At 68.2% G+C, this 20,015-nt stretch carries 19 protein-coding genes; 6 read left to right on the top strand and 13 right to left on the bottom strand.

Features of this window, described 5'->3' with window-relative positions:
• Positions 1-176 precede the first annotated feature (176 nt).
• Positions 177-803: a heme-binding beta-barrel domain-containing protein gene (locus G341_RS0104885; protein ID WP_018177996.1), complete on the top strand. Its 627-nt coding sequence runs from the start codon at positions 177-179 to the stop codon at positions 801-803.
• Positions 804-1,077: 274 nt separating this feature from the next.
• On the opposite strand, the gene cydC is transcribed toward G341_RS0104885, so the two are convergent.
• The 5 genes from cydC to G341_RS0104860 all read right to left on the bottom strand — a co-directional run bounded on the left by cydC (position 1,078) and on the right by G341_RS0104860 (position 7,932).
• Positions 1,078-2,754, bottom strand: a complete 1,677-nt coding sequence (gene cydC / locus G341_RS21005) for a thiol reductant ABC exporter subunit CydC (RefSeq protein ID WP_043450651.1) — start codon at positions 2,752-2,754, stop codon at positions 1,078-1,080.
• Positions 2,747-4,294, bottom strand: a complete 1,548-nt coding sequence (locus G341_RS21000; RefSeq protein WP_018177994.1) for an ABC transporter ATP-binding protein/permease — start codon at positions 4,292-4,294, stop codon at positions 2,747-2,749. Before G341_RS21000 ends, cydC begins: the two co-directional genes overlap by 8 nt.
• Positions 4,295-4,296: 2 nt before the next feature.
• The gene (gene cydB, locus G341_RS0104870) at positions 4,297-5,337 is read right to left on the bottom strand and encodes a cytochrome d ubiquinol oxidase subunit II (RefSeq protein ID WP_018177993.1); all 1,041 of its coding nucleotides are present in this window, start codon (positions 5,335-5,337) and stop codon (positions 4,297-4,299) included.
• A 9-nt stretch (positions 5,338-5,346) separates the two neighbouring features.
• Positions 5,347-6,840, bottom strand: a complete 1,494-nt coding sequence (locus G341_RS0104865; protein WP_018177992.1) for a cytochrome ubiquinol oxidase subunit I — start codon at positions 6,838-6,840, stop codon at positions 5,347-5,349.
• 156 nt (positions 6,841-6,996) lie between these two features.
• Positions 6,997-7,932, bottom strand: coding sequence for an aminodeoxychorismate lyase (locus G341_RS0104860; RefSeq protein WP_018177991.1), 936 nt, complete (start codon positions 7,930-7,932; stop codon positions 6,997-6,999).
• Positions 7,933-7,999: 67 nt separating this feature from the next.
• Between G341_RS0104860 and ygfZ the strand changes: the two genes are divergently transcribed.
• Both ygfZ and G341_RS23410 read left to right on the top strand, forming a co-directional pair.
• A complete protein-coding gene (gene ygfZ / locus G341_RS0104855) occupies positions 8,000-9,154 on the top strand; it encodes a CAF17-like 4Fe-4S cluster assembly/insertion protein YgfZ (RefSeq protein WP_245556916.1) in 1,155 nt (384 codons plus the stop codon).
• Between the two features lie 151 nt (positions 9,155-9,305).
• Positions 9,306-9,482, top strand: a complete 177-nt coding sequence (locus tag G341_RS23410) for a DUF3073 domain-containing protein (protein WP_018177989.1) — start codon at positions 9,306-9,308, stop codon at positions 9,480-9,482.
• 89 nt (positions 9,483-9,571) lie between these two features.
• Here the strand turns inward: G341_RS23410 and purM are convergent, their stop codons facing one another.
• From purM to G341_RS0104820, 6 genes are all read right to left on the bottom strand, one after another.
• A complete protein-coding gene (gene purM / locus G341_RS0104845; RefSeq protein ID WP_018177988.1) occupies positions 9,572-10,663 on the bottom strand; it encodes a phosphoribosylformylglycinamidine cyclo-ligase in 1,092 nt (363 codons plus the stop codon).
• 56 nt (positions 10,664-10,719) lie between these two features.
• The gene (gene purF, locus G341_RS0104840; protein ID WP_018177987.1) at positions 10,720-12,291 is read right to left on the bottom strand and encodes an amidophosphoribosyltransferase; all 1,572 of its coding nucleotides are present in this window, start codon (positions 12,289-12,291) and stop codon (positions 10,720-10,722) included.
• 98 nt (positions 12,292-12,389) lie between these two features.
• Positions 12,390-12,728, bottom strand: coding sequence for a DUF1801 domain-containing protein (locus tag G341_RS0104835; RefSeq protein WP_026303259.1), 339 nt, complete (start codon positions 12,726-12,728; stop codon positions 12,390-12,392).
• Positions 12,729-12,754: 26 nt separating this feature from the next.
• Positions 12,755-13,108, bottom strand: a complete 354-nt coding sequence (locus G341_RS0104830) for a sterol carrier family protein (protein ID WP_043450667.1) — start codon at positions 13,106-13,108, stop codon at positions 12,755-12,757.
• A 151-nt stretch (positions 13,109-13,259) separates the two neighbouring features.
• Positions 13,260-14,348: an NAD(P)H-dependent amine dehydrogenase family protein gene (locus tag G341_RS0104825; RefSeq protein ID WP_043450646.1), complete on the bottom strand. Its 1,089-nt coding sequence runs from the start codon at positions 14,346-14,348 to the stop codon at positions 13,260-13,262.
• A 51-nt stretch (positions 14,349-14,399) separates the two neighbouring features.
• Positions 14,400-15,305 (bottom strand): quinone oxidoreductase family protein, encoded by a 906-nt coding sequence (locus G341_RS0104820; protein WP_018177983.1) that lies wholly within the window; start codon positions 15,303-15,305, stop codon positions 14,400-14,402.
• Positions 15,306-15,373: 68 nt separating this feature from the next.
• Between G341_RS0104820 and G341_RS0104815 the strand changes: the two genes are divergently transcribed.
• Both G341_RS0104815 and G341_RS0104810 read left to right on the top strand, forming a co-directional pair.
• The gene (locus G341_RS0104815) at positions 15,374-16,006 is read left to right on the top strand and encodes a TetR/AcrR family transcriptional regulator C-terminal domain-containing protein (RefSeq protein WP_018177982.1); all 633 of its coding nucleotides are present in this window, start codon (positions 15,374-15,376) and stop codon (positions 16,004-16,006) included.
• A gap of 25 nt (positions 16,007-16,031) precedes the next feature.
• Positions 16,032-16,508, top strand: a complete 477-nt coding sequence (locus G341_RS0104810) for a nucleoside deaminase (RefSeq protein ID WP_018177981.1) — start codon at positions 16,032-16,034, stop codon at positions 16,506-16,508.
• Positions 16,509-16,517: 9 nt separating this feature from the next.
• Here G341_RS0104810 and purL read toward each other — a convergent pair whose 3' ends face one another.
• Entirely contained in the window at positions 16,518-18,797 is a 2,280-nt protein-coding gene (gene purL, locus G341_RS20995) for a phosphoribosylformylglycinamidine synthase subunit PurL (protein WP_018177980.1), read from the bottom strand.
• 194 nt (positions 18,798-18,991) lie between these two features.
• Here purL and G341_RS0104800 point away from each other — a divergent pair, with 194 nt between their 5' ends.
• On the top strand, positions 18,992-19,597 hold the full coding sequence (locus tag G341_RS0104800) for a TetR/AcrR family transcriptional regulator (RefSeq protein ID WP_018177979.1): 606 nt from the start codon (positions 18,992-18,994) through the stop codon (positions 19,595-19,597).
• On the opposite strand, the gene G341_RS20990 is transcribed toward G341_RS0104800, so the two are convergent.
• On the bottom strand, positions 19,598-20,015 hold a 418-nt coding region (locus G341_RS20990), incomplete at its 5' end, for an MMPL family transporter (protein ID WP_018177978.1). It lies immediately after the preceding gene.

Genomic DNA, 20,015 nt, shown 5'->3' with positions numbered 1-20,015 from the left:
CCGGATCGGCCCGGTCATCCGAAAGGGATGGCCGGGCCGATCGCATTGGTGGCCACCGGGGTAAACTTCCAGACGTGGAAGCATTCTTTCTGGTCCTGCTGATCCTGTGCTCCGTGCTGATCACCTGGTTCGGCTGCTACACGCTCTACCGCTTGATCAAGGACGAGTCCTAAGCAGTGAGCTCCTCGGAGCAGGCCGACGCGAACGAGGCGATCGGCCGCGCGGAGGAACGCGCCAAGGAGACCGGTCAGCGCAACATCACGGGCCTGCCCGGACTGCCGTTGGCCGATGACACGGCGAATCTGCGCCAGGGCCCCGATCTGCACCCCGGACTGCTCGGGTTGCTGCCGATGGTGGGTGTCTGGCGCGGCGAGGGCGAGGGCAACGACCCCGTCACCGGCGACTACCGCTTCGGCCAGCAGCTGATCATCAGCCACGACGGGCAGAACTTCCTGAACTGGGACTCGCGCTCGTGGCGCCTCGATGACGACGGCCAGTACACCGGCCCCGATCTTCGCGAGACCGGCTACTGGCGGATCGACGAGGACGACAACATCGAATTCCTGCTCGCGCACGCCGAGGGCTGGATCGAACTGTTCTACGGTCGACCGCTCAATCAAACGTCGTGGAATCTGACCACCGACGTCGTGATCAAGTCCGAGTCCGGCTTCAAAGCCGGTGGGGCCAAACGGCTTTACGGCCTGGTCGAGGACGGCGACCTCGCTTACGTCGAGGAACGGGTCGACCCGGACGGTGATCTCGTCCCACGCCTGTCCGCCCGCCTCCAGCGCTACGCCGGCTGACTCCACGCCGAATGAGCGACCGGGTGCGTTATCGGTCAGCTGCACAGATACGGGCCGCATAGATAGGGACAGCCCCCGCGCCGTTCGCAGACCGCGAACCGGTGCCGGCCGGACATGGCCGAGACGCGAGGGCTGGGTGACCGCCCGGGATTGCTAGTCAGTGTTGCTTCCCGGCCAATCGCTTGTCAGTGAGAGTCCGGCTAGCGGACGGTCACCTCACGTGTCCGTATGTCAATCAACTTCAGACCACCTCCTTCCTCGTGTACCGCCGAAGTTACGCCCGGCCAAACGCCGCAGCAACAGGTTTTTCTGCCGGCGAACGGTATGCGGCGGCATCCAGATCGAGAACGCGATCGGCGTGATGTCCCGCCGGCAGCCGGTGACTCACCACGACCACCGTGCGGCTTGCATCCACCAGTCCCGACGTCCGGTCCAGCAGATCCAATTGCAGATCCCGGGCCGCCTCATCGTCGACATGCTCCACCGGCTCGTCGATCAAGACGATCGGCGCCGGGTGAATCAGGACCCTCGCCAACAGGATTCGGCGACGCTGCCCGCCGGAGAGGGTGGATTCGCTGATCGGGGTGTCTAGTCCATTCGGCAGACCGGATACCCAGTCGGTGAGACCGACGCGGTGCAGCGCCGACGCGCACTCAGCCTCGGTCGCATCGCCCTTGGCGACCAACAGGTTCTCTCGCACCGAGGTGGTGAACACGTGGCCATCATCCGGGAAGTAGGTGGCCGCCCCGTCCACCGTGCCGGCGGCCGGCGGCAGCAGGCCCGCCAGCGTCAGCAGCAGCGTCGTCTTGCCGCAGCCGTTCGGCCCGACGACGACGACCCGCTCGCCCGGCCCCAGCGTGAGGTCCAGTCCGGCGGCCGGGCCCAGAATCGCCCCTCCGGCAGCCGATTCGGGGCTCCACCGCAGGCCGGCCGCGACCAGTCGCTCGTCGGCCCGGGGCGCCGGCGGCTCGGCGACCGACGCCGCGTCGGCACCATCGAGCAGCCGCAGCAGCCGGCGGGCGGCCGACCGGCTGCGCTGGAACTGCAAGGCCGCCTCGGTCATCGGTGCCACGGCTTCGAACGCTCTCAGCGGCAGCAGGACCAGGATGCCCACCTCCATGGGACTGGCCGTCCGACTCAGCGTGATCGCCACCAGCAGGGCGGCGATCACCGATATGCCGATCGCTGCCGGCAGCGCCGCCGTACCTGCTGCGGCCCAACGGTTTCCCTGGCGTTCGGCACGGACTCGAGCGTGGTCCGCCGTGCGCAGCGCATCGAGCCGGTCGCCGTGCCGTCCGGCGACGGCCAGCTCCGTGCCGTGCGACAGCAGTTCCATGGTCAGCTCGTTGACATGCTCCCGGGCCGCGGCGGTGTCGGCTTCGGCGGTCCGCGACCCGCGGGCCACGCAGTACGGGCCGACCAGGCCGGCGAACAACAGTGCGGCCGCGAGGATCACCGCCGCCGGGACGGAGATCAGCGCCATCACCACGATGGCTGCGCCGCCGGTGACCACGGCGACCGCCGCGGGCAACAGCGCCCGGATCAGCGCATCGCCGAGATCATCGACATCGGATCCGGTGCGCGACAGCAGCTCTCCCTGACGCAGGCGGACCGTATAGCCGGAGCTCGCGCCCGCCAGCCGCGAGTACACCGTCTCCCGCAGCGTGGTCATCGATCGCAGCGCCAGGTCGTGTACGCTCAGTCGCTCGAGATAGCGGAACAGGCCTCGCGAAATACCCAGCGCCCGAACCGAGGTCACGGCCACGGACAGGTAGAGCACCGGCGGCATCTGCCAGGCCCGAGTGATGAGCCACGCCGACAGCACCGCCAGTGCCAGCGCGCTGCCCGCGGTTCCGACCCCCGCCAGCAGCGGCCGCCACACCGCCCGCGGACCGATGCCTAGCAGCCGTAGCGCCCGCCACAGCGGGTCCCGGCCGACACGCTTAGACATCCGCCGCCCCGATCGGTGCGTCCGACTCCAGGGCGATCACCCGGTCGGCGGCGGCGATCCAGTCGCGGTCGTGACTGACCACGATCACGGTGTCGCCGCGGTCCGCGCGCTCCCGCAGCTCGGTCAGCACGCCTGCGGCGATCGTCCGATCCATATGCGCCGCGGGCTCATCCAGCATCAGCACGTCGGCGTCGGGCACGCTCAACACCCGATCGAGGGCCGCCCGCTGACGTTGGCCGGCCGATAGCCGATCGGCCGGATCCGTGGCCTGCTGCGGCAGCCAGCCGACCCGGCGCCACCAGGCATCCCGATCTACGTCCGGCATGCCGACGCCGCCGATCTCGACCGCGCCCTCATCGGGCTCCAGCGCCCCGAGCAAGACCAGCAGCAGCGACGACTTGCCCGAGCCATTCGGGCCGGCGATCACGGTGAGCGTGCCGGGCGCGATGGTCGCCGTGAGGCCGCGCGGCGCCCAGCCGTCCCGACCGCACAGCCCGACATCGCGGATACTGATGGGTGCCTGGGGATTCGGAACGAGGCCGCCGGTCGGAGCCGCCACGCCCTCATCGATCACGTCGAGCACCTCGCGGGCCGCTTCGGTGCCCGCCTCCGATTCATGAAACCGCGAGCCGACCGCGCGCAGCGGCAGATACGCCTCCGGCGCCAGCACCAGACACAGCACGCCCGCATAGAGGCTCATCTCGCCGAAGACCAGTCGCAGGCCGATGCTCACGGCGACCAGCGCGACGGAAAGGGTGGCGAGCAACTCCAGCACGGCGCCGCTGAGGAACGCTATCCGCAACGCGGACATGGTGCTTCGGCGATGCGCCTCGCCCAGGGCCCGAACGCGCGGCGCGGGTTCCCGCTGTCGGCCCAGCGCCCGCAGCGTCGGCAGCCCCGCGATCAGGTCGAGCAGCTGCGCCGATTGCCGATCCATCGCATCGAGCCGGTCACGGGTGCGGCTACTCGTGAGACGGCCGATCAGCACCATGAAGATCGGGATCAGCGGCAGCGTGCCGAGGACGATCAGCCCCGATGTGAGGTCGACGACCAGCATGACGACGACCACCGCCGGCACCGTCACCAGCACGCTGACGAGTGCCGGGACGAATCCCGTCAGATACGGCGCCAGCGCATCCAGCCCGCGAGTCAGCAAGGTGGCCAGCCGGTCTCGGATCTCGACGAGCCGACGCGGCGATACCTTCCGCGGATCCGTCACCGTCGCCAGCGCCCGCTCCCGCAGTTCGGCGATCACCGTGCCCGCCGCATCATCGGCGAATCGCTGCTGCCCGTAGGCCGCGCCGACCCGCACGACCACCGCGACGGCGAGTAGGGACAGCCGCCACGACTGATCGCCGAACGTGCGCTGTCCCGGTTCGACGATCAGGTCCGCGAGCATCCCCGCGACCAGCACGGCCGTGACGATCGTCGCTGCGGTGACGATCGCGCCGAAGACGCCGTGCACCAACAGATATCGCCGCGACGACCGGGCATACCGCCACAGCCGGGGATCGATCGGACCGCGACCTCCGGAGGCCATGCCTACACCTGTTCGCGAGCCGGCAGTCCGATGGATGGCGGAATGTGCGACATCGAAATGCGTTTGCGGAAAACCCAATACGTCCACGCCTGGTATCCGAGCACCACCGGCAGCACCACGACCGTCGCCCACGTCATCACCGTCAGCGTGTAGTGCGTCGAGCTCGCCGAGGCCGTTGTGATGTCAAAGGCGTGATCGGTGGTCGACGGCAGCAGCACCGGGTACATCGACCCGAACACCGTGGCGCCGAGGGCCATGACGGTCACGCAGGAGGCCGCGAAGCCCCAACCGTCGCGTCCGGCGAAGGCGGCCACGCTGGCCGCGACCGCGGTTGCCAGAGCGATCCCGACCGCGATCCAGGTCCACCCGTTGCCGTAGGACAGCTGAGTCCACAGCAGGAATGCCGCGCCCACCACCAGGAACGGAATCGACAGCCGCGCGGCCAGTTTCATGGTGATCGGCTGAATCTCCCCTTCCGTCTTGAGGCCCAGGAACAGTGCTCCGTGGAACAGGAAGAGCAGGCAGGTGGCGGCACCGCCGAGCAGCGCATACGGCGACAGGATGTCGGCGAGCGAGCCGGTGAACTGATGGTCGGCGTCGATCGGCAGCCCCCGCAGCAGATTGGCCAGCGCGGCCCCCCAGAGAATCGCGGGCAGCCAGGAGCCGAGGCCGATGCCGAGGTCGCACAGCCGCCGCCACCGCGGGTCATCGATCTTGCCGCGCCATTCGATCGACACCACGCGGGTGATCAGGCCCACCAGAATCACCAGCAGCGGCGCATAGAGTGCGCTGAAAGCTGTTGCGTACCACCCCGGAAACGCCGCGAACATGGCGCCGCCGCCGGTGATCAGCCATACCTCGTTGCCGTCCCAGACCGGGCCGATGGTGTTCAGCAGCACGCGGCGCTTCGTGTCCGCCTCGACGGACTTGCCACGACCGAGGATCGGCATCAGCATGCCGACGCCGAAGTCGAAACCTTCCAGCACGAAGTAGCCGGTGAGCAGTACCGCCACCGCGATGAACCAGAGATCGGTGAGAGTCATCGCCCCTCCTCAGTATGCGAACGAGAGTTGTTGCGGCTCACCGGAGTCATCCGCGGTCGACGACTCGGATCCGGCTGTCGGCACCGGATCGGGACCGTGCCGCACGTATCTGCGGATCAACATGAACCACCCGATCGCGAGCGATCCGTACAGCAGCGTGAAGACGGCCAACGAGGTGATCACCGTGCCCACGGAATGATTGGACACGCCCTGCCAGATGGCGAGGTGAATGTTGGGATCGCCCGTGGGATTCGGCGCGACCATCCACGGTTGCCGGCCCATCTCGGTGAAGATCCAGCCCGAGCTGTTCGCCAGGAATGGCGTCGGGATGAGCCAGACGGCCACAGTGCCGATCCACTTCTTATCCGGCACCCGTCCCTTGCGCGTGTACCAGAGCAGCAGTGCCGCAATGACCGCCGAGCCGGCCGCCCACGTGATCATCGCCCGGAACGCCCAGTAGGTGACGAACAGGTTGGGCCGGTAGTCGCCGGGGCCGACCGTCTGGTTGTAGTGCTCCTGCATCTCTTTCACGCCCGGCAGCGTGGCGTCGAAGGTGTTGGTGGCCAGGAACGAGGTGAAGCCGGGGACTTCGATGACGCGGGTGATCGAGTCGCAGTTGTTGTGCGTGCCGATCGTCAGCACCGAGAACGCGGCGCCCTTCTCGGTGTGGCACAACGATTCCGCCGACGCCATCTTCATCGGCTGCTGCTCGAACATCAGCTTGCCCTGCATATCGCCGGTGATGAACAGCGCGACGCCCGACACCAGAATCACCCATAGCGAGAACCGCGCCACCGGGCGGAACAGCTCCCGCGCGTCCGTCTTCCACGCCGTCGCCCGTTCCTCGGGCACCGACGCGTCGTCGCCCGCCCGCATACCGCGGACCATCCACCAGATGCAGACGCCGGCCACCAGCGTCCCGGCCGTGAGGAACGAGCCGGCGAGGGTATGCGGGAACGCCGCCAGCGTCGTGTTGTTGGTCAGCATCTTCCAGATGCTGTGCAGTTCAGCGCGTTTGGTCTCCGGGTTGTAGCTCGCGCCCACCGGATGCTGCATCCACGAGTTGGCCGCGATGATGAAGTACGCGGACGCGTTGACGCCGATCGCCACCAGCCAGATGCAGGCCAGGTGCACCTTCTTGGGCAGCCGCTCCCAGCCGAAGATCCACAGGCCGAGGAAGGTCGACTCGAGGAAGAACGCGACCAGGCCCTCGAGCGCCAGGGGCGCCCCGAACACATCGCCGACGAACCGGCTGTATTCGCTCCAGTTCATACCGAACTGGAACTCCTGCACGATGCCGGTGGCGACGCCGAGCGCGAAGTTGATCAGGAAGATCTTGCCGAAGAACTTGGTGGCCCGCAGCCATTGCTGCTTGCCGGTGACCAGCCAAACGGTCTGCATCACCGCGATCATCGGCGCCAGACCGATGGTCAATGGGACCAGGATGAAGTGGTAGACGGTGGTGATACCGAACTGCCACCGCGATACGTCCAATGCGTTCATAGCCGCCTCGTTGCCGCTAGTACTACAAGTCGTAGTAGTTGCATGGTAGACCTCGTCCGACCATGTGAACACACCTAAACGCAGGGTGTGATGCGAATCCCGCCGAAACGGCGGTTGTGATCACGCCTCCCGTCGGAGACGGTTGCCACGACCGGGTCAGCCGGCGGCGACGGCCTTGTCGACGAGCGCGACGAAGTCTTCGGGGCGCGTCGGCGTCGACAGCTCGAATCCGTTGAGCTCGCGCACCCGCGCGACCAACGTGACGGACGACAGGAGCCAGACGGCGTCGGCCTGGATCAGGTCCACGGTCCGCAGCTGCTCCATCGAGGTGTCCCAGCCTTCTTTCTGCGCAGTGGCGAAGAGCGCCTGCTGCGTTGTGCCGCTGAGGATTCCAACCTTCTCCGGCGGCGGGGTCACCAGGGTGCGACCCCGGACCACGATCACCGTCGACCGCGGGCTCTCCAGCACCTGCCCCTCGCTCGAGAGGTAGATGACGTCGTCTGCACCCTGGCTCGCCGCATAGCGCTGCGCGGCCATGTTGGTGGCGTAGCTCAGGGTCTTCGCGCCCAACAGCGCCCAGGGGGCCTGCTGCGCGTAGTCGACCGAGTACCCGCGGTTCAGCGTGATCGCCGAGACGCCCTCAGCCCGCGCCGCCTGCACCCGCTCCGGCACCGGGTTCACGGTGACATAGGCGGTCGCCTCGTTCGACTCCCGGGTCAGGCCCGTCTCGGCGCGATCGCGCGCGACGACCTGATCGACCGGAGCGATCTCGCGGCCGCGCGAGTACACCAGCCGCATCAGGCCCTCCGGGACCGATCCGTTCTCCGAACCGTTCTCCTTGGCCCAGGTTCGGGCGCCGGTCTCGATCGCCTCGCGCCAGGCCTGTTCGTCGGGGGCCGGCAGGTCGAGCGCCGCCGCACTGCGGGCCAGCCGCTCGAGGTGCAGGCCGACGCAGCAGGCCTTGCCGTCGCGCACCAGCAGCGTTTCGAAGATGCCGTCCCCGCGCACGGCCGCCAGATCGTCGGCATGCAGCAGGGGAACATCCGGATCGAGTACTGCCCCATCAAGAGTCACCAGAATCCGTTGCGCCATAGCGATCACCCTAGCGACCCCGGTCCGCGCGGGCCGAGCGGGCGCGCACGCTCGTACGATGGTGAATGTGACGTTGCTTAGCGTATTGCGGGGTTCCGGCCCGGAGAATCAATCCGGCGCGGTCGGCGGGCCCGCCGACTCCCCTGACGCCGATGTCGCGTGGCATTTCGGCGACCCCCTGGGCGAACAGCGGACGGCCGCGCGGACGGCGGCGATCATCGACCGCTCCCATCGCCGAATCCTGGCGCTGACCGGCCCCGAACGGTTGAGCTGGCTGCACACCATCTCCTCCCAGGACGTCGCCGAGCTGCCCGACGGCACCAGCGCCGAGAACCTCAGTCTCGACGGCAACGGCCGCGTCGAAGATCACTTCGTCCTGACCGACCTGGATGGCGTCACCTGGATCGACACCGAGGCCGCTCGTGCCGACGAACTCCTGGCCTTCCTGCAGAAGATGGTCTTCTGGGCGAAGGTCGAGCCCGTCGACCGCCCCGACATGGCGCTGCTCTCGGTGGTCGGCCCGGCCGCGCGCACCGGCGCGGTGGCAACCCTTCTCGGGGTGCCCGCCGAAGCCGTTGTCTACCAGGCCGGTTCGCTCGACGGCGACAAATTCGAGGGGGGCGGGTTCTGGCGCATCATGCCGCCCCTCGGCGAGGCGCACGACGTCCCCGCGATCGACATCGTCGTCTCGACCGATCAGCTCCGCACCTGGTGGGACCGGCTGACGGCGGCCGGCGCGGCTCCGGCCGGCATGTGGACCTACGAGGCCCTGCGCGTCGCGGCGCTGCGGCCGCGGCTGGGTCTGGACACCGACGAGCGCACCATCCCGCAGGAGGCGCGCTGGATCGGCAGCCCGGCCGAACAGGGCGCGGTGCACCTGAACAAGGGCTGCTACCGCGGGCAGGAAACCGTCGCCCGCGTGCACAACCTCGGCAAGTCGCCACGGCAACTGGTGCTGCTGCACGTGGACGGCAGCTCCGACACCCGCCCGGTCACCGGCGATCCGGTCACCGCCGACGGTCGCGCGGTCGGCCGCGTGGGCACCGTGATCGACCACTTCGAGAACGGCCCGATCGCGCTGGCGTTGATCAAGCGCGCGGTCCCCGCCGATACCGCCCTGGAGGCGGGCGGCGCCGCGGTGTCCATCGACCCCGCGACCCTCGAGACCGACGCCGCGGTGCCGGCCGGCCGCCGCGCCCAGCAGCAGCTGCGCAACGGCTGATCGGCGCCGCGCGGGCCACCCGACCCGCCATGACATGCGGTGCGACACCCTCAGTCAATGCGGGGTAGACTAGGGCCTACGACAGTTAGTAAACGACGAACGGGGCCGCCAGCGTGATTGGCCGCCCCGCTATTGCGCGAGGGGGTCCCCTATGGGCCGCGGCCGGGCAAAGGCAAAGCAGACGAAGGTTGCTCGTGAGCTCAAGTACAGCTCACCCAGCACCGACTTCGCGAGCCTGCAGCGTGAGCTTTCGACAGGGTCCCAGGAAGCCGACTCCGGCGACCTGGATCGCTGGGCTGACGAAGACGACTGGCGAGCCGCGCGGTAGCGCTCCCGTCGTCCGCATCTCGCACTAGACGCACCATCTCTGATCCGCGCCGACCTCCATCGGCGCGGATCGAGCTGTCCGGATCGTCGTCAGAACCGCGAGTACTCGCCGACCAATTCGGCACGACCCGGCTGCTCGGGTCCGCCTTCATGCGTGCGTGACACCGTGCCCAGCACCCAGCAGTTCAGATGCCGCGCGGTGAGCACGGCCAGAGCCCGGTCGGTGTCTTCCGGCGCGACGATCGCGACCATGCCGACACCCATGTTGAAGGTGCGCTCCAGCTCGGCGCGCTCGACCTTGCCGCGCTGACCGATCAGCCCGAACACCGGCGCCGGAGTCCAGGTGCCACGGTCGATTTCGGCGATGACGCCGGCCGGCAGCACGCGCGACAGGTTGTCGGCCAGGCCGCCGCCCGTCACGTGGGCGAACGTGCGAACGTCCGCCTCCGACGCGAGCGCCAGGCAGTCCTTGGCGTAGATCCGGGTCGGCTCGAGCAGTTCTTCGCCGAGCGTGCGGCCGAACTCCTCGACATGGCCGTGCAGATCCATCCGGCCCCACTCCAGCAGGACCTTGCGGGCCAGCGAATAGCCGTTGGAATGCAGCCCGGAGGAGCCCATGGCGATGACCACGTCGCCCGGTCGCACCCGGTCCGGCGACAGGACCTGGTCGGCCTCGACGACGCCGACGCCGGTTCCGGAGATGTCGTAGTCGTTCGCGCCCATGAGGCCCGGGTGCTCGGCCGTCTCGCCGCCGAGCAGCGCGCAGCCGGCGTCGACACAGCCGTCGGCGATGCCCTTGACGATCGACGCGACCTTCTCGGGGACGACCTTGCCGATGGCGATGTAATCCTGCAGGAAGAGCGGCTCGGCGCCGCAGACGACCAGGTCGTCGACGACCATCGCGACGAGGTCGCGGCCGATCGTGTCGTGGATGTCCATCGCCTGTGCGACAGCGATCTTCGTGCCCACGCCGTCCGACGAGGCGGCGAGCACCGGCTCCCGGTAGTTGCCCTTCAGGGCGAACAGACCCGCGAAGCCGCCGAGCCCCCCGAGAACCTCGGGTCGGGTGGCGCGCTTGGCGTGCGGGCCGAACAGTTTGACCGCGCGATCCCCGGCATCGATATCAACGCCGGCCGCCGCGTACGACGCCGCGATCGGCGCGTCGTTCTCATGAGATGTCACTGCGGTAACGCTACCCGGCTGCCCCGGCCGGGTACTAACCGGTCGAAAGCCGAATCTCAGGGGCGGCGGACCGCCGAGACATTGTCGTTTGCGGCCGACAGGGCGTCGTCGCCGGCGGCGTTCTTGAGCATCATCTCGAGGACCGCCTTGCCCATCGACGTCTCGTGCGGGAGGTCGATCGGGTACACGCCGTCGAAGCAGGCGGCACACAGCGAATCGCGCTCCTGGCCGGTCGCCGCGACCGTCTCGTCGATGGTGATGTAACCCAGGGTGTCGGCACCGATCGCATGCCGGACGCCGTCGACCATGTTCTCTTCGGAGTCGGTGCCGTTGGCGATCAGCTCGGCCGGCGAGGCGAAGTCGATGCCGTAGAAGCAGGGCCAGCGCACCGGGCTCGAGGCGATGCGCACATGCACCTCGGCGGCCCCGGCCTCGCGCAGCATCCGGATCAGCGCACGCTGGGTGTTGCCGCGGACGATCGAATCGTCCACCACCACGAGCCGCTTGCCCTTGATCACCTCTCGCAACGGGTTGAGCTTGAGACGGATGCCCAGCTGACGGATGGTCTGCGACGGCTGGATGAAGGTGCGGCCCACGTAGGCGTTCTTCATCAGGCCCTGGCCGTACGGGATCCCTGATTCCTGCGCATACCCGACCGCGGCCGGCGTACCCGACTCCGGAACCGGGATCACCAGGTCGGCATCGGCGGGGTGCTCCCGGGCCAGCCGGCGGCCGATCTCGACGCGGGTCGAATGCACCGACCGACCATTCAGCACCGAGTCGGGACGAGCGAGGTAGACGTATTCGAAGACGCAGCCCTTGGGCTTGGCCGGCGCGAAACGTGAGCTGCGCACGCCGTCCGCGTCGATCGCCAGCAACTCGCCGGGTTCGATCTCGCGCACGAAGGACGCGCCGACGATGTCGAGGGCGGCGGTCTCGGAGGCGACGACCCAGCCGCGGTCGAGGCGGCCCAGGCACAGCGGTCGCACGCCCTGCGGATCGCGGGCCGCATACAGCGTGTGCTCGTCCATGAAGGTCAGCGAGAAGGCGCCGGACAGCGTCGGCAGCAGCTCCAGCGCGGCCTGCTCCAGCGTGGCATCGGCGGCGGCATGCGCCAGCAGCGCGCCGGTGACGTCGGAGTCGGAGGTGGCGCCACCGGCGAATCGGGAATCCATCAGGCCCAGATCGCGCGCGCGGCTTGCCAATTCGGCCGTGTTGACCAGGTTGCCGTTGTGTCCCAGCGCGACGCCGGTACCGGCGGGCGTGGTGCGGAAGATCGGCTGGGCGTTCTCCCAGGTGGTCGATCCGGTGGTGCTATAGCGGCAGTGCCCGATGGCGACGTGGCCCTCCATCGACGAGAGCGTCTGCTCGTCGAACACCTGGGATACGAGGCCGAGATCCTTGAACACCAGCACCTGGCTGCCATCGGCGACCGCGATACCGGCCGCCTCCTGGCCGCGATGCTGCAGCGCGTACAAGCCGTAATACGTGAGCTTCGCCACGTCTTCGCCCGGGGCCCAGACGCCGAAGACGCCGCACTCCTCACGAGGCTCGTTCTCGGGTTCGTCGAAACCGTCGATGGGACCGGGGATGAGCAGGTTTTTCGAGTGAATCGACAGCTCAGTCACGGGTGGCGCTCCGATGTGTTGCGGGCTGGGCGGGCGTGCCGCCAGTTTACGGCCGCGACCGACAGATACCGAATCTGCAACACCAGGCGACGCCGTATTTAGTCCCGATTGAGCGCGACCGCGGCCTGGATCAGCGCGGTGAACGCGTCCTCGTCGAGGGTGTCGCTCTCCTTGATGTCGACGGCCCGTCGGGTGCCGGCGTCGAGGCTGGCGTTGAACACCTTCGCCGGATCGGGTAGCGACGCGCCCTTGGCGAAGGTGACCTTGACCTTGTCCTTGTAGGTCTCCACCGTGCAGATCAGTCCGTCGCAGGAGAAGGTCGGCACGCCGTCCGGGTTGGACGCCTTCTTCCACTTGGCCTCTTCGGCGGCATCCGGAGCGGCGTCCATGATGAGTTTCCGAATCCGATCCACCGTCTCTGCTCGCCAGTCAGCCATGGCACAGAGCCTACAAAGGCAGCGCGTCAGGCGCGGACGAGCGGAAGAAACTGTTCGATCTCGACCGCCCGATGCCCGGAGGCGGTCACCCGATGATCGTCGATGGCGGTCGCGAGATCGGTTCTGCCGGAAGCCAGCAGCAGCCAGGTGCGCGGATCGGTCTCGACCACGTTCGGCGGTGTGCCCCGGGTATGCCGCGGCCCTTGCACGCATTGCACGGCGACGAACGGCGGGACCCGCACCTCGACCGAGTTGCCCGGAGCCAGCTGGGCCAGCGTGCGAGCGGTCGTCCGAACCGCGTCGGCGAGTTGTGCACGCGACGGCCGCGACGCCCCGGGATCGTCGAGCCACTCGGCGACCGCGAGCACGGCGGCACGCATCTGCGCGGGGGCGACGTTCTTGCGGGGTCCGGTCACAGCGCCCCACCCTAATTGCCGCCGTTGCCGGTGATCAGCTGGACCGAGGCCAAGGTGGAACGAGGCCCGCTACAGCGCGGTTCTATGCGAGCCGACTGACAACGCAGGCATCGGTTCAGCTGGTGCCGGCAACGAGACCACGGGCGGTGATGAGGGGGAGATCGAGGGCCGTGACCAGGCCAGGCTTGGCGTCGACGACGGCTTCCACCGCGTTGACCAGGCGCATCGCCGTCACGATCATGCCGGAGACATTGTGGTCGCCGTGCTCGCCGTGGTGGGAGAAGTCGACCTGCATCATCGGTTCGCCGGTGATCTGGATGCGGTAGCAGCCGTCCCCGTCGCTCGGCTGCGGCCAGTCCGGGCATTGCGCGGGGTCGGTGCGGGTGACGTGCTCGAGCACCACGCGCGGGACGCCGTCGACGGTGCCGATCACCTCGAAGCGCACCGCGCCCATCGTGCCGGCGGCGATATCGACCGACACGGTGGACACGTCGCGTTCGGCGGGACGGCGCTCGACCTTCTCGAGGAGCGGTTCGTCGAGCGTGATGCCGAGCCCGGCCGCGATCTGCCGCACCACCGAGCCCCAGGCCAGCGACAGCACGCCCGGCTGCCAGAGCATCTTGAGATCGTCCATCGGCTGACCGAAGCCGAAGATCTCGCGCATCACCACGGGCTGGTAATACGTTGCGTAGTCGGCGATCTCGAAGCAGCGCACCTCGTCGATGCGCTGACTGAGGCTGGTCATCGCGAGCGGCAGGACATCATTGGCGAAACCCGGGTCGATGCCGTTGACGTGCAGGCTGGCCCCGCCCTTCTCCCCCGCGGCCTGAATCCGGTCGACCAGCTCCTGCGGCGCAACGCCTTTCGGGAACTGCAACAGCACCGGCCCCGACGACACCACGTTGATGCCGGCCTCCAGGAAGGAGACCAGGTCGTCGATCGCCTCCATGATGCGGTCGTCGGTCATCGCGGTGTGCACGATGCAGTCCGGCTTGAGCGCCAGCAGCGCCTCCTTGTCGCCGGAGGCGGCGACGCCCAGATCTCTTCCCAGACCGGCCAATTCACCGGCGTCTTTGCCGACCTTGCCCGGGTTCGAGACCCAGACTCCGGCGAGTTCGAGCTCCGGCCGAGCGTCGATTCCGGCGATCGCGTGACGTCCGACGGTTCCGGTCGACCATTCCACTACGCGCAGGGTGCGTGCCATATTTTCACTCCCGAGATGAACTAGAACGTGTTCTAGTTCACACGTTAGCAGTCAGAGGGTCAGCACGAGGCGGGAATTCGCGAGGTCGGCCGACCACGCGTCGGCGATCTCGGCGGCAGGCCGCGTGGTCACGTCGACCGTCAGCCCCAGTTCCACCGCGGCCTGCAGGATCGCCGGACGTTCGGCGAGGAACTGCGCGGGAGTGAACGAGCCGAGTCCGCTACCCAGGATCGTCACGTCCGTCGACCGCAGCAGCGCGGCGGGCAGCGTGACCGTCGCACCGGCCATCGCACCGACTTCCACATAGGTGGCGGGCCCGCGCTTGGCGAGGGATTCCAGCGTCAGCTCGGCAGGATGGCCCCACACATAATCGATGACGAGATCGATCTTCTCGCGGTGCAGTGCCGCACGAATCTCGTCATCGGTACCCCGAAGGTCAACAGTCGCATCGGCATTCAGCGATTGCAGGATTTCCTGGTTGCGCCCGGCGGCGATCACCCGCGCACCCAGATGTCGGGCGAGCGGAACCGCGAGCCGGCCGGAGGCGCCCGTGGCGCCGAGTACCAGTACGGTCTGACCGGGCCGCACCTGAGTCCGCACCCGCATGGCCATCCACGACGACATCGCCGCATTCACCACCGCCGCGGCCTGCTCGTCGGTCAGCCCGTCGGGAATCGGCACCAGCGCCGCGGCGGGCACGTACACCTGCTCGGCGACCGTTCCCGGGTAGTTGAAGTAGACGCGGGCCCCGTCATCGGTGCGGCCGACACCATCCACGCCGATGACGAAGCCGTCGTCGGCCGGGCTCGAGTAGTGCGCCCCCGCCGCGACCCCACGCGCGAGGTTATGTATCGCGACCGCGGACATCCGCACCGGCATATGACCGTCGAGCGGCTCCGGATCAGCGATGTCCTGCCATCGCGGCGTATTCGCATAGTCGGCGACTGCTGCCTTCATCGGACCCTCCTTAACGTTGTTAAATTGGCCTGTCACCGACGGTACCTTAACGGCGTTAAACTGGCTAGGTGGCGTTGACGAAACCGCTGATCACCCAGACGGCGCTGGCCGTGCTGGACGACGAGGGACTCGACGGGCTGACCCTCCGGCGGATAGCCGACCGCCTGGGCGTCAAGGCACCGGCGCTGTACTGGCACTTCCCGGACAAGAAGGCGCTCGTCGACGAGATGGCCACCGAACTCATGCGCCGATCGCAAGACGCCCCGATCGACACCGCCGATTGGCGCGAACTGATCAGTCAGAGTTCGCGAGGCCTCCGCGCTCTTCTGCGCTCGCACCGGGACGGCGCGCGAGTGTTCAGTGGATCGCGCCTGACCGACGTTTCGGTGGCGGCCGGAATGGAGCGGCCGCTGCGGCTGCTGATCGACAGCGGATTCACCGAGCGCGACGCCAAGCTGGCCTGGACCACGATGCGCGACCTCGTCGTGGGCTTCGTCATCGAGGAACAAGAGGTCTATCTGGCCGATGGCAGCCCGCGACCGGAGTACGACGCGGCCGAGCGGGCGCGACAGCTCGACCCTGCCCGGCATCCCCTGGCCGCCCGATCGGGTCCGACCTCCTGGGGCAGTCCCGACGAACGGTTCGACGACGTGATCCGATTCCTCATCGACGGCATGGCGGCCCGACTCGACCAGCCGTAGGCGGCGCGGGTGCCACAATGCACCCATGAGCAACAACGAGATTCAGTACCTGGAGCGGTGCGTCGAGCTCGCCGAGGAGGCACTCGACGCCGGCGACGAGCCGTTCGGATCGATCCTGGTCGGCGCGGACGGGGCCGTGTTGCACGAGGACCGCAACCGGGTCGGCGGCGGCGACCCGACCCGGCATCCGGAGTTCAAGCTGGCGCGGTGGGCCGCCGAGCACCTGACGCCGGCCGATCGGGCGGCGGCCACGGTCTACACCTCCGGCGAACACTGCCCGATGTGCTCGGCCGCGCACGGCTGGGTCGGCCTGGGCCGCATCGTGTTCGCGACGTCCTCGGTGCAGCTCGGTCAGTGGCTGGCCGAGCTGGGCGTGCCGTCCGGGCCCATCGCCGAACTGCGGATCACCGACGTGGTGCCCGGGCTACCGGTATCCGGGCCGTTTCCCGAGTTCGCCGAGCGGGTGCGGGAACTGCATCGACGGTTGCGCGCCGCCGGCTGACTGGGAGCGTCAGCCGAAGAGCTTGGGCAGCGTGCCCTCGTGGGCCTCGCGCAGCTCGTCGAGCGTGATCGAGAACTGCCCCTGCACCTCGACCGAGTCGCTCCCCTGATCGACCACGCCGATACGCGTCCACGGCATGCCGCGCGCATCGAGCATCGCGCTGAACCGCGACTCCTCGGTGCGCGGCACCGCGACCAGCGCGCGACCGGCGGATTCGGAGAACAGCCAGACGAACGGGTCGGCATCCTCCGGAAGCAGGATGCGGCAACCGGTTTCGCCGGCCAGCGCCGACTCGACGACCGCCTGCATCAATCCGCCCTCGGACAGATCGTGCGCCGCCGAGGCCAGTCCGTCGCGCGAGGCGGCGACCAGGATCTCCGACAGCAGTCGTTCGCGCTCGAGGTCGACCTCGGGCGGGACGCCGCCGAGGTGATCGTGCGCGACCTGCGCCCAGATCGAACCGTCGAGCTCGTCCTTGGTCTCCCCCAACAGGATCAGCGTCTCACCGGGCTCGGTGCCGAATCCGCTGGGCAGTCGCCGATGCACATCGTCGATGACGCCGAGCACGCCGACCACCGGGGTCGGCATGATGGCGGTCGATCCGGTCTGGTTGTAGAACGAGACGTTGCCGCCCGTCACCGGAATAGCCAGGGCCGCACAGCCATCCGCGAGACCGCGAACAGCCTGCTGGAACTGCCACATCACGGCGGGATCCTCCGGCGAACCGAAGTTGAGGCAGTTCGTGACCGCCTTCGGCGTCGTGCCGGAGACCGCCACATTACGGTAGGCCTCGGCCAGCGCCAGCTGCGCGCCCCGATACGGGTCCAGGTAGGTGTACCGCCCGGACGCGTCGGTGGCCAAAGCGATTCCACGACCGGAGTTCTCATCGATCCGGATCATGCCCGAATCCGCATGCTCGGCCAGGACGGTGTTGCCGCGGACGTACCGGTCGTACTGCTCGGTGATCCAGCCGCGGCTGCACAGCGCCGGCGACGCGATCATCTGCAGCGCCAACGCGCGCAGCTCGTCGGCCGACTGCGGCCGCACCAAACCCTTTGTGGTGTCGGCGATCAGGTCATCCTGCGAGTCCGGGCGGGCCACGGGCCGCTCGTAGACCGGGCCCTGATGCGCGACGGTGCGCGGCGGCACGTCGACCACCACGTCGCCGTTCCAGGTGATCTCCAGATGCTCGCCATCGGTGACCTCACCGATCACGGTGGCCAGCACGTCCCAGCGCTTGCAGACCTCCATGAAGGCCTCCACGTTCTCGGGCGCCACGACCGCGCACATCCGCTCCTGCGACTCCGACGAGAGCACCTCGGCGGGCGTCATCCCCTCGGCGCGCATCGGCACCTGATCCAGCTCGATCCGCATGCCGCCGTCGCCCGCAGCGGCCAATTCCGATGTGGCGCAGGACAGTCCGGCGCCACCCAGGTCCTGGATGCCGACGACCAGGTTCGCGCGGTAGAGATCGAGGCAGCACTCGATCAGCACCTTCTCGGTGAACGGGTCGCCCACCTGTACGGCCGGCAGCTTCTTGGGCCGGTGGCCGTAGGCGTCGTCGAAGGTCTCCGACGCCAGCACCGACACGCCGCCGATGCCGTCGAGGCCGGTCCGCGCGCCGAACAGGATGATCTTGTTCCCGGCGCCGGAGGCGAAGGCCAGCTTGAGATCCTCGACCCGCAGCACACCCGCGCACAGCGCGTTCACCAGCGGGTTGCCGGCGTAGCTCGGGTCGAACACCGTCTCGCCGCCGACATTCGGCAGGCCGAGGGAGTTGCCGTAGCCGCCGACGCCGCGCACGACGCCGTCGACCACGCGTCGGGTATCCGGCGCGTCCGCGGCGCCGAACCGCAGCTGATCCATCACCGCGATCGGGCGGGCGCCCATCGCCATGATGTCGCGGACGATGCCGCCGACGCCGGTCGCGGCGCCCTGGTACGGCTCGATATACGACGGGTGGTTGTGCGACTCGACCTTGAAAGTGACGGCCCAGCCGTCGCCGATGTCGACGACGCCGGCGTTCTCGCCGATGCCGGCCAGCATGCTGGCGCGCATCTCGTCGGTGGTGGTCTCGCCGAAGTAGCGCAGATGCACCTTGGACGACTTGTAGCTGCAGTGCTCGGACCACATCACCGAGTACATGGCCAGCTCGCTGTCCGTCGGGCGGCGGCCGAGGATCTCGCGGATCCGCTGGTACTCGTCGTCTTTGAGACCCAGCTCACGGAACGGCTGCGGTTCATCGGGGGTCTGGGCGGCGTTTGCAGTGGTATCGACCGGTGCGCTCACGGTACAAGTTTAGGTGCTTTGTTCCGGGCGGCTCCGACCGCGTCGACCGGCCCGCCTCGGCCGATCGGTCCTCGCGGCGACCGGCATGCGCCGGCGCAACGCGGGAGCATCGGCGAATGACCACCGTTGACACACTGACATGCGAGAATGTCGGTGATACGACCGATTCCCAACGTTCTAGTTTCGAGGTGAGGATGAGTACGCCGCGCCGCCAGTTGCGAAGCACCGCAACTCCGGAGGAGCAGGAGCAGGCGATCTTGGCGGCCGCCACGGAGGAATTCGCCGATGTCGGCGTGCGCCGCGCCAGCATGGACTACGTCGCCAAGCGCGCCGGCGTGAGCCGCAGCACGCTCTACCGCCGATTCCCCAACAAAGAGGCACTGCTCATGGGGGTCGGCAACATCGTGTTCATCGACGCGATGAAGCGGCTGGACAAGGCATGCAAGGGCAAGGATCCGAAGGGCGCGGTGGTCGCGGCGTTCATCGAGAGCTCGAACATCCTCAACGAGAACCCGATGATGCGGCGTCTCTTCCTGAACGATCTCGAGATTCTCGGCACCATCATCACCATGTCCTCGCCGAGCGAGCAGATGTTCTTCGAGGGCGCGGTGGCCGCGATCACATCGACGCTGAAGAACGCCGACTCGACGATGTCGGACGAGGATCTGGGGGCGACGTCGGAGCTCCTGCTGCGGGTCGCCGGATCGTTGTTCCAGGTGCACTCGCAGCGCGTCGACATCACTGACCCGAAGTCGATGGGTGCGTTCGCCGAGAAGTACCTCGCACCACTGGTGCACTAGTCACTTCCGGCCGCTCGGCCACCAGCTGGCATCGCCGAAGGCCTGAGCGATGGCCGGGACCATCAGCGTGCGAACCACGAAGGTGTCCAACAGGATTCCGCAGCCGATGATGAAACCCATCTGCGCCATCTGCAACAGGCTGCCGGCCATCATGCCCATCACCGCCGCCGCGAACACCAGCCCCGCCGAGGTGATGACCGAGCCCGTGTGATGGACGGTCCGGATCAGCCCGATCCGGGTGCCGCGCACCGATTCTTCGCGCAGCCGGGAGATGAACAGCATGTTGTAGTCGGCGCCGACCGCGACCACCAGCGTGAAGGTCATCGCGGGTATCGCCCACGAGATCTCCTGTCCCAGAAGCTGTTGGAACACCAGGACACCGAGTCCTATCGCAGCGAGATAGGTCAGGATCACCGTG

The organism is Jongsikchunia kroppenstedtii DSM 45133 (genome assembly GCF_000380485.1).
GTDB classification, from domain to species: Bacteria; Actinomycetota; Actinomycetes; order Mycobacteriales; family Mycobacteriaceae; genus Jongsikchunia; species Jongsikchunia kroppenstedtii.
This window is presented reverse-complemented; position numbering and strand designations above follow the sequence as displayed.

Bases quoted from the DNA above. Each gene is read 5' to 3' on its own strand.
- G341_RS21000 (WP_018177994.1), bottom strand. From the start codon at position 4,294: ATGGCCTCCGGAGGTCGCGGTCCGATCGATCCCCGGCTGTGGCGGTAT.
- G341_RS0104835 (WP_026303259.1), bottom strand. From the start codon at position 12,728: ATGGCTGACTGGCGAGCAGAGACGGTGGATCGGATTCGGAAACTCATC.
- G341_RS0104800 (WP_018177979.1), top strand. From the start codon at position 18,992: ATGAGTACGCCGCGCCGCCAGTTGCGAAGCACCGCAACTCCGGAGGAG.
- G341_RS0104830 (WP_043450667.1), bottom strand. From the start codon at position 13,108: ATGCGTGCCGCCGTGCTCGCGGTCGCCGAGTGGCTCGACGATCCCGGG.
- G341_RS0104860 (WP_018177991.1), bottom strand. From the start codon at position 7,932: ATGGCGCAACGGATTCTGGTGACTCTTGATGGGGCAGTACTCGATCCG.
- G341_RS23410 (WP_018177989.1), top strand. From the start codon at position 9,306: ATGGGCCGCGGCCGGGCAAAGGCAAAGCAGACGAAGGTTGCTCGTGAG.
- G341_RS0104810 (WP_018177981.1), top strand. From the start codon at position 16,032: ATGAGCAACAACGAGATTCAGTACCTGGAGCGGTGCGTCGAGCTCGCC.
- cydB (WP_018177993.1), bottom strand. From the start codon at position 5,337: ATGACTCTCACCGATCTCTGGTTCATCGCGGTGGCGGTACTGCTCACC.
- G341_RS0104825 (WP_043450646.1), bottom strand. From the start codon at position 14,348: ATGGCACGCACCCTGCGCGTAGTGGAATGGTCGACCGGAACCGTCGGA.
- cydC (WP_043450651.1), bottom strand. From the start codon at position 2,754: ATGTCTAAGCGTGTCGGCCGGGACCCGCTGTGGCGGGCGCTACGGCTG.
- G341_RS0104865 (WP_018177992.1), bottom strand. From the start codon at position 6,840: ATGAACGCATTGGACGTATCGCGGTGGCAGTTCGGTATCACCACCGTC.
- G341_RS0104820 (WP_018177983.1), bottom strand. From the start codon at position 15,305: ATGAAGGCAGCAGTCGCCGACTATGCGAATACGCCGCGATGGCAGGAC.